Genomic DNA, 14,658 nt, shown 5'->3' on the forward strand with positions numbered 1-14,658 from the left:
CGAAGGCGGCTTATGCCGCCTTCGAGAAGGGCGTGCGGATGTCCGAGAGAAACTGCTGCGCGCGCGGGTGCTGCGGGCGGTTGAAGAACTCGCCGGGCGTGGCGCGTTCGAGCACGCGGCCCTCGTCCATGAAGAGCACGCGGTCGGCCACCTCGCGGGCGAAGCCCATCTCGTGCGTCACGCAGACCATGGTCATGCCGTCGCGGGCCAGGTCGCGCATGACCACCAGCACCTCCCCCACCATCTCGGGGTCCAGGGCGCTCGTGGGCTCGTCGAACAGCATCAGCGGCGGCTCCATGGCCAGGGCGCGGGCAATCGCCACGCGCTGCTGCTGGCCGCCCGAGAGCTCGCTGGGCCAGGCATGGGCCTTGTGCGCCAGGCCCACGCGCTCGAGCAGGGCCAGGGCGCGCTGCTCGGCCTGCGGGCGCGACAGGCCGCGCAGCTGGATCGGGGCCAGCGTGCAGTTGTCCAGCACCGACAGGTGCGGGAACAGGTTGAACTGCTGGAACACGAAGCCGATGCGCGAGCGCAGCGTGTTCACGTTCACGCCCGGCCCGTAGATGTGGTGCCCGTCGATCAGGATGCGCCCGCCCTGGATGGGTTCGAGCCGGTTGAGCGTGCGGATCAGCGTGGACTTGCCCGAGCCCGAGGGCCCGCAGACCACCACCACCTCGCCCTGCTCGATGGTTTCGGTCACGTCCACCAGGGCGTGGTAGCTGCCGTACCACTTGTTGACGTCGTGCAATTCGATCATGTTGCGAGGGGCTGGGTGGTGGTGGTGGTGGAAGAGGCGGAGGGGGCAGACGCTGCGCCGCGCCGCGCCAGCCGACGCTCGAGCGCGTAGGCCAGGCGCGACAGGCCGAAGCACAGCACGAAATAGGTGAAGCCCAGGATGCCGAAGACCTCGGCGGGCCGGATGAAGACCTGGCTGTTGATCTGGGTGGCGATGAAGGACACCTCGGTCAGGCCGATGATGTAGCCCAGCGAGGTCTCCTTGATGGTCGAGACGAACTGGTTGACCAGCGAAGGCAGCATGCTGCGCAGCGCCTGCGGCAGCACCACCAGGCGCATGGCGCGCGGGTAGGACAGGCCCAGGGCGCGCGCGCACTCCATTTGCCCGCGCGGCACGCCCAGGATGCCGGCGCGCACGATCTCGGCCAGGTAGGCCGCGTTGAAGATGACCAGGGCCAGCAGCATGGTGGTGAACTGGCCGGTCTTCACCCCCGTCACGCTGGGCAGGAAGAAATAGGCCCAGAAGATCACCATCAGCAGCGGCGTGCCGCGCACCACGAAGACGATGCCCGTGACGGGCCAGCGCAGGGCGCGCCAGGGGCTCACGCGCGCCAGGCCGAAGAGCACGCCCAGCGGCAGCGCCAGCAGCAGGGCGCCGGCCGCCAGCAGCAGCGTGAGCGCCAGGCCGCCGAGGGGACCATTGGGGTATTGGCCGACCAGGAAGTACAGCCAGTAGGTGTCGATGAGTTCCAGCATGCTTGGGAGTCAGATGGTGCGTACTGGGTAGCGGTGGTGGTACCAGCTGGCCAGCCCCGTGATGAGCAGCGACACCGTGAGGTAGGCCGCGCTCGCGAAGGCAAAGGCCTCGATGCTGCGGAAGGTGGCACTCTCCACCTTGGCGGCCTGGTACATCAGCTCGGCCACGCCGATCACGGTGGCGATCGAGGTGTTCTTCCAGAGGTTGAGTGCCTGCGAGATCAGCGGCGGCACGGTCACGCGCAGTGCCTGCGGCAGCACCACGCGGCGCATGGTGGCCAGGAAGCCGAAGCCCAGGGCGCGGCCCGCCTCCATCTGCACCGTGGGAATCGAGCGGATGCCGCTGCGGATGTCCTCGGCCATGAAGGCCGCGGTGTAGAGCGCCAGCGCCACGATGGCGGCCGCGGCCTCGGCATGGCCGCTGTCGTAGAGCCATTGCTTGACCGCCTCTGGCAGCAGCTCGGGCGCGCCGAAGTACCAGAACAGCATGTGCGCCAGCAACGGCACGTTGCGAATGCCTTCGACGAAGGCGAAACCGGCCCAGCGCAAAGGGGCCGCCGGTGCCAGGCGCAGCAGCGCCACCACCAGCGCGATGGGCAGGGCCGCGAGCAGCGCGGCGGCCAGCAACTGCAGCGACAGCAGCAGACCCCCCACCATCATCAGGTGGTACTTGCCGCTCAGCAGCAGGGAATAGTCAAACAGGGGCATGCATGCCAGTCGTTCAGAAAAGCGGCACGCGGCAGGCGTGCGCGGCGGCATGCCAGCCGGGAGGCACGGGGAAGCGGCGTAGCGCGTGCACCAATGGCCCGCGCGCCATCCCCGTCCCAGCCCCGGCGATCACGCCGCCGTGGGTTCTCCATCCATCAACCGTCGATCTTGTCCGACTCGAACTTGAAGGGGCGGGTGGTGAACTTGATCTTGGTCTTGGGGCCGTACCACTTGAAGAAGATCTTCTCTGCATCGCCCGACTTCTCGAGTTCGCGCAGCGTGTCGTCCACAATGGATTTCACGGCGGTCTCGCCCTTCTTGATGCCCAGGGCCAGCGGCTCCACGCTCAGGTTGGTGGGCAGGATGGCGTAGTCCTTGTTGCGTTCGCCGAGCTTGCCGAAGTCGTCGATCAGCGAGGACTCGTCGTTCACGTAGCCCACGCCCTTGCCCTGCTGCAGCGCCAGGAAGGCCTGCTGCGTGGTCTCGAAGGTCACGACCTCCACGGTGGGCACGGCCTTGCGCACATTGGGTTCCTGCGTGCCGCCCTTGACGGTGACCACGCGTTTGCCGGCCAGGTCGGCCACGTCCTTGATGCCGCTGGCCTTCTTGACCAGCACCTTCTGGCCCGTGACGAAGGTGGTCAGCGAGAAGTCGATCTGCGCCTCGCGCTCCTTGTTGTGGGTGAGCGAAGCGGCCAGGATGTCCACATGGCCCTGCTGCAGTTCGGGGATGCGCGCGGCCACGGCCAGTTGCTTGAACACGGGCTTGACGCCGATCTTCTTGGCGATGGCCTTGCCCAGGTCCACGTCGTAGCCGATCAGCTCGCGCGTCTTGGGGTCGATGAAGCTGTTGGGCTCGTCGGTGCCCAGCACGCCGACGACCAGCTCGCCCTTCTTCTTGATGTCGGCCAACTGGTCGGCGTGGGCGATGCCCGACACGGCGAATGCGGCGGCGACCAGGGATGCAATGAAACGGATGCGCATGATTTCTCTCTCTCCAGACTTGTTGAAGCCCAAAGGCTACGCTTCCAACCGAGAGATATGAACATCGCATTTCTTATAATCAAACTCGCCAAACGTGCTTGGCGCAGACTGTGACCCCATGGACGAAGACACCCCCGAAAACACCACCCCCGCCACCACGCCCTTCGACTGGATCGGCGGCGAAGAGCGCGTGCGCGCCCTGGTCGAGCGCTTCTACGACCTGATGGACCTGGAATCAGGTTACGCCGCGCTGCGTGCTGCCCATGGCAGCGACCTCGCCAGCGCGCGGCAGAAGCTGTTCTGGTTCCTGTGCGGCTGGCTCGGCGGGCCGTCCTACTACACCGACCAGTTCGGCCACCCGCGCCTGCGGGCGCGCCACATGCCGTTTGCCATTGGCCCAGAGGAGAGCCGCCAGTGGGTGGCCTGCATGAACCAGGCCATGGGCGAGACGGGCGTGCCCGAGGCGCTGCGCACGCGCCTGCGCGAAAGCTTCACGGGCACGGCGGACTGGATGGTCAACCAGCCCCTGGTGACCAAGAAACTGATGTGAGCGGCCGCGGGGGCGCACGGGCCTGAACCCCCGGGCTGCGGCCGCAGGCATACTGCGGCTGTCCATTCCACCCGAGGAACCCGCGCCATGAAGCCTTCCCTTGTGCTTGCCGCCAGCCTGCTGGCCTGTGCCCTGTCGCATGCCCAGCCGGCCCCCGCCGCTGGCGACACCTGGAGCAATGTGCCGCCCGCATCGGACGACCGTTTCACCAACCCCAAGAGCAAGCTCTACGCCGGGCCCAACGGCTGGCACAACTTCGGCGAGGTGCGGGCCGAGGTGGCCAATGCGGCCAAGAGCCGCTATGCCTTCAAGACCGGTCTCAATTACCTCTCGACCCCCAAGGCCTTCGTGTTTGCCACGAACTCCCAGACGCAACTGGTCGAGGTGGACTTTGGCACCGACCGCCCCGCACCAGGGGCCTACGAGGTGGCGGCCAAGCCGGACCCGGCCCAGAAGAAGGTGCGGGTCTCGCTGGTCGACGCCTCGGGCGGCAAGCTGCTGGGCTGGCAGAGCGGCGACAAGGCTGGCACCGTGGCGGTGTCCAAGGTGAATGGCTACCTGTACTTCACCGCGCGCAACCTGCGCCTGGCGCCCGTGGGCATGAGCAACACGGGTGATCTCAAGCAGCCCATGTCGCTGGGCTTCGAGGGCGCCGTGGCGCCCGAATGAATCTTTTGACGGGAGAACGGCTGTCCATGTCCTGCGATGAACGTTTTGCACAGGAGGCTCAGGCACTGGGCTACTCCTTCGACGGCGAGATCAAGATCGGCGGCAACTACGTGCCGCTGGTGCGCGATGGCCGCCACCTTTACCTGAGCGGCCAGATCCCGCGCGTGGGCGATACCGTGGTGGTCACCGGCGCGGCCGGCGCCGATGCCTCGCTGCAGGACGCGCAGCGTGCCGCCAAGGTCTGCGCCATGCGCGCCCTGGCGCTGCTGCAGCGCGCACTGGGCACACTCGACGCCGTCAGCGCCGTGCTGCGCATCACCGTCTACGTGCAGTCGGCCCCTGGTTTCACGCAGCAAAGCGAGGTCGCCGATGGCGCCTCGGAAGTGCTCTACCGCGTGCTCGGCCCGGTGGGCGCGCACACCCGCACCTCGGTGGGGGTGCTGCAGTTGCCCAAGAACGCGACGGTCGAGGTGGACCTCACCGCGACCACCGGCTGACGCAGCGGTGTTTCACTCTGCCTTGATGCCGGCCGTCTTGACGATCTGGGCGTAGCGCCCGTACTCGGCCGCCACCTGGCGCTGGAACTGCTGCTGCGGCGTGCCCGTGGCGTCGATGCCCTGTGCCGCCAGCTCGGCCCGTGCGGCCGGCGTCTGCACGATGCGTGCGGCATCGGCGGCGATGGTGTCGAGCACGGCCTGGGGCGTGTTCGCCGGCGCGAACAGGCCGAACCAGGTGCCCGAGCGGTAGCCGGCGTAGGTCTCGCCGACCGTGGGCACCTCGGGCAGCAGGGTGTTGCGCTTCTCGCCCGTGGTGGCCAGCGCCACCACGCGGCCGCTGCGGATGTGCGGCAGGGCAGGGCCCAGGGCCACGAACATCACTTCCACCTGGCCGGCCACCACGTCCTGCAGGCCCAGGGGGCCGCCGCGGTAGGGGATGTGGGTGGCGAAAAAGCCGGCCTGCTGCTTGAGCAGCTCCATGCTGAACTGCAGTGCGCTGCCATTGCCGGCCGAGGCGTAGCTGTAGCGGCCCGGCTCGGCCTTGGCAGCCCGCACGAAATCGCCCAGGGCGCGGAACCCGGTCTTGGCGTTGGCCACGAGCACGAAGTCCACATGCCCGAGCGAGACCACGGGCACCAGGTCGCGCTGGGCGTTGTAGGGCAGGTTGTGCTGCAGGTTGGGCAGGATGGTGATGGGGCCGTCACCGCCCACGAGCAGGCTGTAGCCATCGGCGGGCGACTTGGCCAGCGCATCGGCGGCGACGATGCCGCCGGCCGCGCCACGGTTGTCCACCACCACGGGCTGCTTCCACTGCTCGGCCAGGCGCTGCGACAGGTAGCGTGCCAGCACGTCGGGTGCGCTGCCGGGCGAGTTGTGCACGGTCAGGCGAACGGTCTTGGCGGGAAACGCATTGGCGGCCGGTGGCTGCTGCGCCGCGGCCGTGAGGGCCAGGCATGCGGTGGCCCAGGCCACGGCGATGGATTTGAGAGAGGCAGCAGCGTGCATGGCCGGTTCGCAAGGGAGTCGAGGAAGGCCGCGATTCTGGAGCGGCGCCTTGCAAACAGGAACGATCCTTTTGTCACTTGCATAGCTGCAAATGATCTAAGCGCCCGCTCCGGGCGTCTTACGGGCTGCGTGGCCCCACCGGCTGCAGCAACACCAGCAATGCGCCTGCGCCGCCATCGACAGGCCGGGCCTGCACGAAGGCCAGCACCTCGTTCTTCTGCACCAGCCAGCGCTGCACCCGGCCCTTGAGCACGGGGCTCTTGCCGGGCGATCCCAGGCCCTTGCCGTGCACCACGCGCACGCAGCGCAGCCCGTTGCGGTGGGACTGGCGGATGAACTGGCCCAAGGCCTCGCGCGCCTCGTCCACGCGCAGCCCGTGCAGGTCGAGCTGGCCCTGGATGCTCCAGTAACCCGAGCGCAGCCGCTGCGTGACCTGCACGCCGATGCCGGGGCGCCGGTAGCTCAGCGCGTCGTCGGTGTCCAGCAGGGTGCTCACGTCGAAGTCGTCGCTGATGGATTCGAGCAGCACGCGCTCCTCGTCCAGCCAGTGCTGCAGCGGCAGCGGCTGGGGCAGGCGGCGCTGCAGGCGCGCCAGGTTGCGCACGCGCAGGGGCGTGATGGGCCCCACGCTGCGGCTGAACAGCTGGCGCTCTGAGTCCGCCCGGGCGGCCGCTTCGCGTTGGGCTTTCTCTTCGGCCTGCTCGCGTTCGTGCTGCTCGCGCAACTGGCGCGCCACCGTGGCCAGCTCCTGCAGGTCGGCGATGCGCTGGCCGGCGCGCCGGGGCGCGGGTGCGGTGCGCCGCGGGAGCTTTGCCGCAGGGGCCGGGGCGGTGGCCGGCGGCCGGGGCACGCGCGCAGGCCGGGCAGCGGCCAGGCGGGCCGCCGCCGATGCACGCCGGGCGGCGCGCGTGGGTTCGGGCACCGGTGGCAGCGGGGCGGGCAGGGCGGCTGCCAGGGCGGGGGGCAGGGCCTCCTTGCCGGCGCTGTCGGCGGCGCGGGCCAGTGCCGTCTGCAGCGCGGTGGGCGCTGCGGGTGGCAAGGGGTGCGAGGGCGGGCGCGCCGGCGGTGCAGGGCTCACAACAGCCCCTTCTCGGCCATCGACAGGGCCTGCCCCGGGGCCACGATGACATGGTCGAGCACGCGCACGTCGATCAACGCCAGCGTGGTCTTCAAGGTCTGGGTCAGGGCCTCGTCGGCGCGGCTCGGCTGCACGCTGCCGCTGGGGTGGTTGTGGGCCAGCACCACGGCCGCGGCCTGGTGGTGCAGGGCGCGCAGCACCACCTCGCGCGGGTAGACGCTGGCCTGGGTCAGCGTGCCGCGGAACAGTTCTTCGAGCGCCAACAGGCGGTTCTGGTTGTCCAGGAACAGCACGGCGAACACCTCGTGCCCCTTGGCCGCCAGGTGCAGCTGCAGGTAGTGCTTGACGGTGTCGGGCGAGTCGAACACCTCGCGCTCGCGCAATTGCTGGGCCAGGGCGCGGCGCGCCAGCTCCAGCACGGCCACCAGCTCGGCGCGCTTGGCCGGGCCCAGGCCCTTGATGCGCGAAAGATCGTCCGCGCTGGCGTGGAGCAGGCCGGCGATGCCGCCAAAACCGCCCGTGACCTTGCCGCTGGCGGCGTCCAGCACCGGTGGGTCGAGCAGTTCCTGCGCCATCTGCAGCACGCCCTTGCCCACGATGCCGGTGCGCAGCAGGATGGCCAGCAGCTCCGCGTCGGCCAGCGCAGCAGGGCCACGCGCGAGCAGTTTTTCGCGCGGCTGGGCGTCGGGTGGGAGGTCTTTGATGGCCATGGCGTGCAGGAAATAAGGGGTCTCGGACACCCAGCCATGGGGGATTGCCCGTTTTTCTACAATAGAGGCCAGTTTATCGGGACTTTCATGACCTCTACCGCCACCGCCCTTCCCACCGTACAGCCGGGCTCCTTTCTCACGCTGCACTATCGCCTGGCAGGTCCGGCGGGGGATGTGATCAACACCTTTGCCGACAAACCGGCCACGCTGTCGCTGGGCACGGGCGAGCTGTCGCCCGCCATGGAGCAGCATTTGCTGGGCCTGGTGGAGGGTACGCGCGCCACCTTCGAGCTGGCCGCGGGCGAGGCCTTCGGCGAGCGCAACTCCGACATGCAGCAGTGGGTGGCGAAAAAGCTGCTCAGCGACCTGGGCAGTGCCGACGAAAAATACAGCCCCGGCGACGTGGTGCAGTTCCCCACCCCCGACGGCATGGGCAGCTATGCCGGTGCGGTGATGCAGGTGCGCGAGGATGGCGCCGTGCGCTTCGACTTCAACCACCCGCTGGCCGGTCAGCCCGTGACCTTCGAAGTGCATGTGATCGGAATCCTCTGATGCAGACCCCCCAGGAAATCCTGCTGGCCGAGCCACGCGGCTTCTGCGCTGGCGTGGACCGCGCCATCGAGATCGTCGAGCGCGCGCTGCAGAAGTTCGGACGCCCGATCTATGTGCGCCATGAGATCGTGCACAACACCTACGTGGTCAACGACCTCAAGGACAAGGGCGCAATCTTCATCGAAGACCTGGCCGACGTGCCTCCGGGCGCCACCCTGGTCTTCAGCGCCCATGGCGTGAGCAAGGCCGTGCAGGAAGAGGCCGTGGCGCGCGGCTTTTCCATCTTTGACGCCACCTGCCCGCTGGTGAGCAAGGTGCACGTCGAGGTGGCCAAGTTGGCCAAGGAAGGCTACGAGTTCATCATGATCGGCCACAAGGGCCATCCCGAGGTGGAAGGAACCATGGGCCAGCTCGACCACGGCATCCACCTGGTGGAGGACGTGGCGGACGTGGCCCATGTGCAACCCGGGCAGACCGCCAAGCTCGCCGTGGTCACCCAGACCACGCTGAGCGTGGACGATGCGGCCGAGATCTCGGCCGCCGTGCGTGCGCGCTTCCCCCAGGTGCGCGAGCCCAAGCACCAGGACATCTGCTACGCCACCCAGAACCGGCAGGACGCCGTCAAGGTGCTGAGCCCCCAGGTGGACCTGGTGATCGTGGTCGGTAGCCCCACCAGCTCCAACAGCAACCGCCTGCGCGAGCTGGCGGCCAAGCTCGGCACCACGGCCTACATGGTCGACAGTGCCGAGGAGCTGCAGGCCGAGTGGTTCACCGGTGTGGCGCGCGTGGGCCTCACGGCGGGTGCCTCGGCGCCCGAGATCCTGGTCCGGCAGGTCATCGACCGCATCAAGGCGCTCGGCGCCGTGTCGGTGCGCAGCATGAACGGCATCGAGGAAACCATCAAGTTCCCGCTGCCCAAGGGCCTCAAGATTGACGCCGCCACCGGCTTCGAGATCAAGGAGCGCCAGCCCGAAACCGGGCCGGCCGGTCATTGACATCGGGAAAGTAGGCGCTCACAACGTCTACAGTGCCACGGCCGGGCCGCTCCACAGGTCCAGCGGTGGGTCGGCTGCCACTGCGCGCAGGATGTCGGTGCGCGAGATGAAGCCAGTGAGCCGGCCCGTGTCGTCCGTCACCGGCAGGCCGGGCAAGCCGGTGTCCAGCAGCACGGCGGCCACGCGGCGCAGTTCCGTATCGGCCGCCACGGCGGGCACGGGGCTCACCATCACCTCGGCCACGGGCCGGCGCGCCAGGTCAATGGCCTGCTTCACCGCACCGGGTTCGGGCAGCAGGTCCAGCGGCGCCATGTCGGCGCGCAGCAGCAGACCCACCACGCGGCCCTGGGCGTCCACCACCGGCGCCTGCGCCACATGGTGCTCGGCCAGCGTCTGCCAGGCATCGTTGACCATGGCCTCGGGTGGCACGGTCAGGGCCTCCTGGGTCATCACGTCGCTCACCAGCGTCAGCGGCTTGCGCGCCTGCTGGGGGCCTTGTTCCGTCTGGGCATAGGCGCTCACGGCGTCTTGCAGGCGCAGGTTCACGGGTGGCGCCACGGGGTGGGCTGCCGGCTGAACGGGCAGCTCGGGCAGGGCCTGCTCGTCCAGCGAGCGGGTGCGCAGGGCCTGGGGGCGCTGCACGCGCCGCACCGGTGCCACGCTGGAGAGGTTTTCCGCCCCGCCACGGTACATCTGCCCCGAAGGGCCGAACACAAAGAACATGCCGCCAACCTCCTCAGGGGCAGGCCTGCAAAAATATTGGCTGCCCCCTGCCCATGTTATCGGCAGCAAAAAGGGCGGGGCACTGGCCAGGGTGTATCCGTGTGTGCCAAATGTGCGCGGCCGCGGGCATCTACACTCACCGGTTGTCCTGAACCGGGCCTTTGGGGCCCCCCATTTCCATGATCGACCGCGCTGCCATCTCCGCCGCCCGCACCCAGCTGGCGTCCCGCCCCGACTTCCTGCGCACCACGCCGCTGCTGCGCCTGAGCGGCCGGTCCCTGGGCGTGGACTGCGCCGAGGTCTGGCTCAAGCTCGAGCACCTGCAGGTGGGCGGCAGCTTCAAGGCGCGCGGCATGCTGTACCGCCTGCTGGCCAACCCCGTGCCCGAGAGCGGCGTCATCATCGCGTCGGGCGGCAATGCCGGCATCGCCGTGGCGGCCGCGGCCCGCGCCCTGGGTGTGCGCTGCGAGGTCTTTGTGCCCGAGGTCTCGCCCGAGGCCAAGCGCGCGCGGCTGCGCGCCCTGGGGGCCGACGTGGTCGTCACCGGCGCGGCGTATTCCGAGGCCTTCGAGGCCTGCGTGGCGCGCCAGAAGACCACCGGCGCCCTGCAGGCCCATGCCTATGACCAGCCCGAGGTGGTGGCTGGCGCCGGCACCCTGGCGGCTGAGATCGAGGAGCAGGGCGGCCGCCTGCCCGACACCGTGCTCGTCAGCGTGGGCGGAGGCGGCCTGATCGGCGGCGTGGCCGCCTGGGCGGAAAGCCGCGCCCATGTGGTGGCGCTGGAGCCCGAGCGGGCGCCCACCCTGCACGCCGCCCGTGCCGCCGGCGCACCGGTGGACGTGGAGGTCGGCGGCATCGCCGCCGATTCGCTGGGCGCGCGCCGCATCGGCGCCATCGGCTGGGAGGTGAGCCAGCGCCATGTGCACGCATCGCTGCTCTTGCCCGACGAGGCCATCCGCTCGGCCCAGCAGTGGCTGTGGAAGGAGCTCAAGCTGGCCGTCGAGCCGGCCGCTGCGCTGGGCCTGGCGGCCCTGCAGACCGGCGCCTACAAGCCCCAGCCGCAGGAGACCGTGGCAATGATCCTTTGCGGCGCCAATTTCGATCCGGCAAGCCTTGCCTGAAGCGGCTTTGCGCCGCCCCTCTAAAATCCCCCCATGCTAGACATTCTTCTTCTCCGCAAAGACCTCGACACCGCCATCGCGCGCCTGGAAACCCGCAAGAAACCCCAGGCCTTCCTGGACGTGGCTGCCTTCCAGGGCCTGGAAGCCGAGCGCAAGACCCTGCAATCGCGCACCGAAGAGCTGCAATCGCAGCGCAACCAGCTCTCCAAGCAGGTCGGCATGCTGATCAGCCGCGGCGACAAGGACGCGGCCGAGGCCGCCAAGGCCCAGGTCACCGCCATGAAGGCGGAGCTGGAACAATCGGCCGCCCGCCTGGAACAGATCCAGGCCGAGCTGCAGGCCATCCTCGTGGCGGTGCCCAACCTGCCGCACGAGAGCGTGCCCGTGGGCTCGGACGAGTCGGGCAACGTCGAGGTGCGCCGCTGGGGCACGCCCGGCACCTATGCCTTCGAGGTCAAGGACCATGTGGACGTGGGCACGCCCCTGGGCCTGGATTTCGACATGGGCGTCAAGCTCTCGGGCTCGCGCTTCACGGTGATGAAGGGCCAGATCGCCCGCCTGCACCGCGCGCTGTCGCAGTTCATGCTGGATGTGCAGACGCAGGAGCACGGCTACACCGAGTGCTACGTGCCCTACGCCGTCAACGCCGACTCGCTCAAGGGCACGGGCCAGCTGCCCAAGTTCGAGGGCGACCTGTTCGCCGCCAAGAAGGGCGGCCAGGACGGCGAGCCCGTGCCCGACAACGCGGCGCTCTACCTCATCCCCACCAGCGAGGTGCCGCTGACCAACTTCGTGCGCGACGTGATCGTGGCCGAGGCCGAGCTGCCGATCAAGCTCACGGCGCACACGCCGTGCTTTCGTTCCGAGGCCGGCAGCTACGGCCGCGACACGCGCGGCATGATCCGCCAGCACCAGTTCGACAAGGTCGAGATGGTGCAGATCGTGCACCCCGAGAAGAGCTACGAGGCGCTCGAGGAGATGACCGGCCACGCCGAAGCCGTGCTGCAAAAGCTTGGCCTGCCCTACCGCGTGATGAGCCTGTGCACCGGCGACATGGGTTTCGGCGCAGCCAAGACCTACGACCTCGAAGTCTGGCTGCCCGCGCAGAACACCTACCGCGAGATCAGCTCGGTGAGCAACTGCGAGGCCTTCCAGTCGCGCCGCCTGCAAGCCCGTTTCAAGAACGCCCAGGGCAAGAACGAGCTGCTGCACACCCTCAACGGCTCGGGCCTGGCCGTGGGCCGTACCCTGGTGGCCGTGCTCGAGAACTACCAGCAGGCCGACGGCAGCGTGACCGTGCCCGAGGTGCTGCGCCCCTACCTGGGCGGCCTGGCCGTGCTGGCGCCGAAAGCCTGATTTCATCTGCGGATCCAGCGCACCACGGGCCTTCGGGCCCGTTTTTCATGCCCGCAAGGGACTGCGGTGGCGCCGCAAGCAGCTTCTGGCGCGTTGTGGTGCAATCCGCTTCCGATGCGGGCGGCTGCCGCTGCATCGCTACAACACCTACCTACCTACCAGGACCGATCTTCATGACCTACCCCATGCACACCTCCAGCATCCCCGTGTTCCGCCAGATGCTGGGCGCCCTGAAGGACGTGCTCGCCAAGACCGAAGCCCATGCCACCGCGCGCAAGATCGAACCCGACGCGCTGCTGCAGGCCCGCCTGTACCCCGACATGTTCCCCATGGCGCGCCAGGTGCTGATCGCCTGCGACTTCGCCAAGGGCGTGAGCGCGCGCCTGGCCGGTGTCGAGGTGCCGTCCTTCCCCGACGGCGAGCGCCCCGGCTTTGCCGAACTCAACGAGCGCATCGACACGGTGCTGGCCTTCATCAAAGGCCTGCCCGCCGAGAACTTCGCCGAGGCCGCCACCCGCCAGATCACCCTGCAGCCCGGCACGCCGCGCGAGAGGCAGTTCGAGGGCCAGGCCTACCTGCTGCACTACGGCCTGCCGCAGTTCTTCTTCCATGTGACGACCGCCTATGCGCTGGCACGCCACAACGGCGTGGAGTTGGGCAAGAAGGACTACATGGGCAAGGCCTGAGCCAAGGCCGCGGGCACCTTCCGGGGACCGGCGTCATGCCTTGAACGTGACCCAGGGCCGAAGCCGCACAGCCGGTCGCACCAGCCCTGCCGACTCCTGGGCGTCGATCACCGGCCCGATGGGTTTGTAGGCCTGCGGTGCCTCCTCGATGCGGCGCTCTTCGCGCAGCGTCACGCACTGCCAGGCCTGCTCGCCAGCGTTGGCCGGATTGGGGTGCATCGCCCGCATGGCCTGGCGCCGCATGCTTCGACCTGCGCCATGGCTGCAGGACCAGAGCCATTCGGCCGACCCCAGGCCTGTCACCAGGTAGGAGGCATCCCCCATGGACCCCGGAATCAGCGCGAAGTCGCCTTCGTTTGCTGGCGTGGCTCCCTTGCGATGGATGTTCATCCCTTTCTCTTGCAGGACCACGTTGTGCGGCACATCCACCACCAGGCGCGAATCGGACGCGCCGATGAGCTGTGCCAGGTCCTTGCGGACCAGCTCGGCCAGCACGACGCGGTTGGCCCAGGCGTACCGGGCGGCAACGCCCATGGCTTGCAGGTATTCCTCAGCCAGAGGCCCTGACAGACCATACAAGCCGCTGGCGGGGTGCTTCTGCCCGTGCGGCCATTCAGCCTTGGCGCGGTCCATCCAGGCCTGGCCCACGTAGAAGCCGATGTCGCGTGAGCCACTGTGGATCATCACCACCACGTCACCAGCGCGCAGTCCGGCATGGTAGGCGGCATGCCGGTCCAGGATCTTCTCGACCACCTGCAACTCGACGAAATGGTTGCCCGAGCCCACGGTGCCCAGGCAGGGGTCGCGGAACACGGCATGCCGTTCCTGCAAGTAGGCATCGGGCGCGTAGCGTGCACTGCCACCAAAGCTCGCCAGGCCAATGCATTGATCGAGCTCGGCATGCAAGCGGGCCGTGTCGGTATGGGCCCAAATCCCGTCGCTACCCAACCGGTCGATAAAGGCCTGCGGCCCTTCATCGAAGAGCGCGCGGAACGCTCGGGTGGTCACAGGTACGTCGCGCCCGTTGTTCAGCAGACTTGCCGTGAGCAGATTGACCAGCCGATCCTTGTGCGGGGCCAACTGGTCCAGGCGGGCGCCAGTGGTCAGCAGGCGAACGCTGCAGTTGATGTCCGTGCCGATGGCGGCCGGGATCACGAAGTCTGCGGGCGTGGCCACGATGCTGCCGACGGGCGCCACCGTGCCCGGGTGAAAGTCCGGTGTGGCACAGGCCCGGCAGACGGCGGCGTGCCCATCCGGCCGCTGTACGGCTGCAAAGGCCAGGAGCTGGCGAACTGCCTTGTCCTCCAAGGGGAGGCTTTCGGGCAAAAGAATATGGGCCTCGGCCTGGCCATCGCGCACATGGTAGATGCCGTCGCGATAGTCCAGGGCGATGCCGGTGCGCGCAAAGGCGCGCTGAAGTCGTTGGTAGGTACCCATAGCTGCAAATTCCGCGAGGCCGGTTGGCACTCGCTGTGTCCGGGGCGCTTCGGTCGTGTGAAGCAGCCTGATCCCGGACGATGAAAGACACCCGGGGCCT

General features: G+C 68.7%; 17 protein-coding genes. 8 read left to right on the plus strand and 9 right to left on the minus strand.

The annotated features are described in order from the left end of the window. Window positions 1-10: 10 nt before the first annotated feature. From AC07PF_RS19275 to AC07PF_RS19290, 4 genes are all read right to left on the minus strand, one after another. The gene (locus AC07PF_RS19275) at window positions 11-754 is read right to left on the minus strand and encodes an amino acid ABC transporter ATP-binding protein (RefSeq protein WP_494612899.1); all 744 of its coding nucleotides are present in this window, start codon (window positions 752-754) and stop codon (window positions 11-13) included. Then, window positions 751-1,488 (minus strand): amino acid ABC transporter permease, encoded by a 738-nt coding sequence (locus AC07PF_RS19280; RefSeq protein WP_494612900.1) that lies wholly within the window; start codon window positions 1,486-1,488, stop codon window positions 751-753. Before AC07PF_RS19280 ends, AC07PF_RS19275 begins: the two co-directional genes overlap by 4 nt. 9 nt (window positions 1,489-1,497) lie before the next feature. Continuing rightward, on the minus strand, window positions 1,498-2,196 hold the full coding sequence (locus AC07PF_RS19285; protein ID WP_494612901.1) for an amino acid ABC transporter permease: 699 nt from the start codon (window positions 2,194-2,196) through the stop codon (window positions 1,498-1,500). Window positions 2,197-2,351: 155 nt separating this feature from the next. Further along, window positions 2,352-3,179 (minus strand): ABC transporter substrate-binding protein, encoded by an 828-nt coding sequence (locus AC07PF_RS19290; protein ID WP_494612902.1) that lies wholly within the window; start codon window positions 3,177-3,179, stop codon window positions 2,352-2,354. A 118-nt stretch (window positions 3,180-3,297) separates the two neighbouring features. Here AC07PF_RS19290 and AC07PF_RS19295 point away from each other — a divergent pair, with 118 nt between their 5' ends. The 3 genes from AC07PF_RS19295 (at window position 3,298) to AC07PF_RS19305 (ending at window position 4,895) form a co-directional block, all read left to right on the plus strand. After that, a complete protein-coding gene (locus tag AC07PF_RS19295; protein ID WP_494612903.1) occupies window positions 3,298-3,729 on the plus strand; it encodes a group II truncated hemoglobin in 432 nt (143 codons plus the stop codon). Between the two features lie 87 nt (window positions 3,730-3,816). Beyond that, window positions 3,817-4,398 (plus strand): hypothetical protein, encoded by a 582-nt coding sequence (locus AC07PF_RS19300; RefSeq protein WP_145695579.1) that lies wholly within the window; start codon window positions 3,817-3,819, stop codon window positions 4,396-4,398. Between the two features lie 26 nt (window positions 4,399-4,424). Then, complete coding sequence (locus AC07PF_RS19305) at window positions 4,425-4,895, plus strand: RidA family protein (protein WP_494612904.1); 471 nt, start codon at window positions 4,425-4,427, stop codon at window positions 4,893-4,895. Window positions 4,896-4,907: 12 nt separating this feature from the next. On the opposite strand, the gene AC07PF_RS19310 is transcribed toward AC07PF_RS19305, so the two are convergent. The 3 genes from AC07PF_RS19310 to radC form a co-directional block, all read right to left on the minus strand. Further along, complete coding sequence (locus tag AC07PF_RS19310) at window positions 4,908-5,900, minus strand: Bug family tripartite tricarboxylate transporter substrate binding protein (RefSeq protein ID WP_494612905.1); 993 nt, start codon at window positions 5,898-5,900, stop codon at window positions 4,908-4,910. 118 nt (window positions 5,901-6,018) lie between these two features. Next, complete coding sequence (locus AC07PF_RS19315; protein ID WP_494613007.1) at window positions 6,019-6,774, minus strand: Smr/MutS family protein; 756 nt, start codon at window positions 6,772-6,774, stop codon at window positions 6,019-6,021. 200 nt (window positions 6,775-6,974) lie between these two features. Further along, a complete protein-coding gene (gene radC / locus AC07PF_RS19320; RefSeq protein ID WP_007861327.1) occupies window positions 6,975-7,688 on the minus strand; it encodes a RadC family protein in 714 nt (237 codons plus the stop codon). Window positions 7,689-7,775: 87 nt separating this feature from the next. Between radC and AC07PF_RS19325 the strand changes: the two genes are divergently transcribed. Further along, window positions 7,776-8,240: an FKBP-type peptidyl-prolyl cis-trans isomerase gene (locus AC07PF_RS19325; RefSeq protein WP_494612906.1), complete on the plus strand. Its 465-nt coding sequence runs from the start codon at window positions 7,776-7,778 to the stop codon at window positions 8,238-8,240. Then, entirely contained in the window at window positions 8,240-9,235 is a 996-nt protein-coding gene (gene ispH, locus AC07PF_RS19330) for a 4-hydroxy-3-methylbut-2-enyl diphosphate reductase (RefSeq protein WP_494612907.1), read from the plus strand. Before AC07PF_RS19325 ends, ispH begins: the two co-directional genes overlap by 1 nt. 27 nt (window positions 9,236-9,262) lie before the next feature. Here the strand turns inward: ispH and AC07PF_RS19335 are convergent, their stop codons facing one another. After that, a complete protein-coding gene (locus tag AC07PF_RS19335; protein WP_108016318.1) occupies window positions 9,263-9,958 on the minus strand; it encodes a CBS domain-containing protein in 696 nt (231 codons plus the stop codon). Between the two features lie 179 nt (window positions 9,959-10,137). Here AC07PF_RS19335 and AC07PF_RS19340 point away from each other — a divergent pair, with 179 nt between their 5' ends. The 3 genes from AC07PF_RS19340 (at window position 10,138) to AC07PF_RS19350 (ending at window position 13,121) form a co-directional block, all read left to right on the plus strand. Beyond that, a complete protein-coding gene (locus tag AC07PF_RS19340; RefSeq protein WP_494612908.1) occupies window positions 10,138-11,079 on the plus strand; it encodes a threonine/serine dehydratase in 942 nt (313 codons plus the stop codon). 33 nt (window positions 11,080-11,112) lie between these two features. Beyond that, the gene (serS, locus tag AC07PF_RS19345) at window positions 11,113-12,435 is read left to right on the plus strand and encodes a serine--tRNA ligase (RefSeq protein ID WP_007849029.1); all 1,323 of its coding nucleotides are present in this window, start codon (window positions 11,113-11,115) and stop codon (window positions 12,433-12,435) included. Window positions 12,436-12,608: 173 nt separating this feature from the next. Then, window positions 12,609-13,121, plus strand: coding sequence for a DUF1993 domain-containing protein (locus tag AC07PF_RS19350; protein ID WP_494612909.1), 513 nt, complete (start codon window positions 12,609-12,611; stop codon window positions 13,119-13,121). A 33-nt stretch (window positions 13,122-13,154) separates the two neighbouring features. Here AC07PF_RS19350 and AC07PF_RS19355 read toward each other — a convergent pair whose 3' ends face one another. Further along, window positions 13,155-14,558: an RtcB family protein gene (locus AC07PF_RS19355; RefSeq protein WP_494612910.1), complete on the minus strand. Its 1,404-nt coding sequence runs from the start codon at window positions 14,556-14,558 to the stop codon at window positions 13,155-13,157. Between the last annotated feature and the right edge of the window lie 100 nt (window positions 14,559-14,658).

The organism is Acidovorax sp. GW821-FHT10A04 (genome assembly GCF_059415825.1).

What these genes read in the sequence shown, in the direction of transcription:
- AC07PF_RS19275 (WP_494612899.1), bottom strand. Translation starts at nt 754, where the DNA reads ATGATCGAATTGCACGACGTCAACAAGTGGTACGGCAGCTACCACGCC.
- AC07PF_RS19280 (WP_494612900.1), bottom strand. Translation starts at nt 1,488, where the DNA reads ATGCTGGAACTCATCGACACCTACTGGCTGTACTTCCTGGTCGGCCAA.
- AC07PF_RS19285 (WP_494612901.1), bottom strand. Translation starts at nt 2,196, where the DNA reads ATGCCCCTGTTTGACTATTCCCTGCTGCTGAGCGGCAAGTACCACCTG.
- AC07PF_RS19290 (WP_494612902.1), bottom strand. Translation starts at nt 3,179, where the DNA reads ATGCGCATCCGTTTCATTGCATCCCTGGTCGCCGCCGCATTCGCCGTG.
- AC07PF_RS19295 (WP_494612903.1), top strand. Translation starts at nt 3,298, where the DNA reads ATGGACGAAGACACCCCCGAAAACACCACCCCCGCCACCACGCCCTTC.
- AC07PF_RS19300 (WP_145695579.1), top strand. Translation starts at nt 3,817, where the DNA reads ATGAAGCCTTCCCTTGTGCTTGCCGCCAGCCTGCTGGCCTGTGCCCTG.
- AC07PF_RS19305 (WP_494612904.1), top strand. Translation starts at nt 4,425, where the DNA reads ATGTCCTGCGATGAACGTTTTGCACAGGAGGCTCAGGCACTGGGCTAC.
- AC07PF_RS19310 (WP_494612905.1), bottom strand. Translation starts at nt 5,900, where the DNA reads ATGCACGCTGCTGCCTCTCTCAAATCCATCGCCGTGGCCTGGGCCACC.
- radC (WP_007861327.1), bottom strand. Translation starts at nt 7,688, where the DNA reads ATGGCCATCAAAGACCTCCCACCCGACGCCCAGCCGCGCGAAAAACTG.
- AC07PF_RS19325 (WP_494612906.1), top strand. Translation starts at nt 7,776, where the DNA reads ATGACCTCTACCGCCACCGCCCTTCCCACCGTACAGCCGGGCTCCTTT.
- ispH (WP_494612907.1), top strand. Translation starts at nt 8,240, where the DNA reads ATGCAGACCCCCCAGGAAATCCTGCTGGCCGAGCCACGCGGCTTCTGC.
- AC07PF_RS19335 (WP_108016318.1), bottom strand. Translation starts at nt 9,958, where the DNA reads ATGTTCTTTGTGTTCGGCCCTTCGGGGCAGATGTACCGTGGCGGGGCG.
- AC07PF_RS19340 (WP_494612908.1), top strand. Translation starts at nt 10,138, where the DNA reads ATGATCGACCGCGCTGCCATCTCCGCCGCCCGCACCCAGCTGGCGTCC.
- serS (WP_007849029.1), top strand. Translation starts at nt 11,113, where the DNA reads ATGCTAGACATTCTTCTTCTCCGCAAAGACCTCGACACCGCCATCGCG.
- AC07PF_RS19350 (WP_494612909.1), top strand. Translation starts at nt 12,609, where the DNA reads ATGACCTACCCCATGCACACCTCCAGCATCCCCGTGTTCCGCCAGATG.
- AC07PF_RS19355 (WP_494612910.1), bottom strand. Translation starts at nt 14,558, where the DNA reads ATGGGTACCTACCAACGACTTCAGCGCGCCTTTGCGCGCACCGGCATC.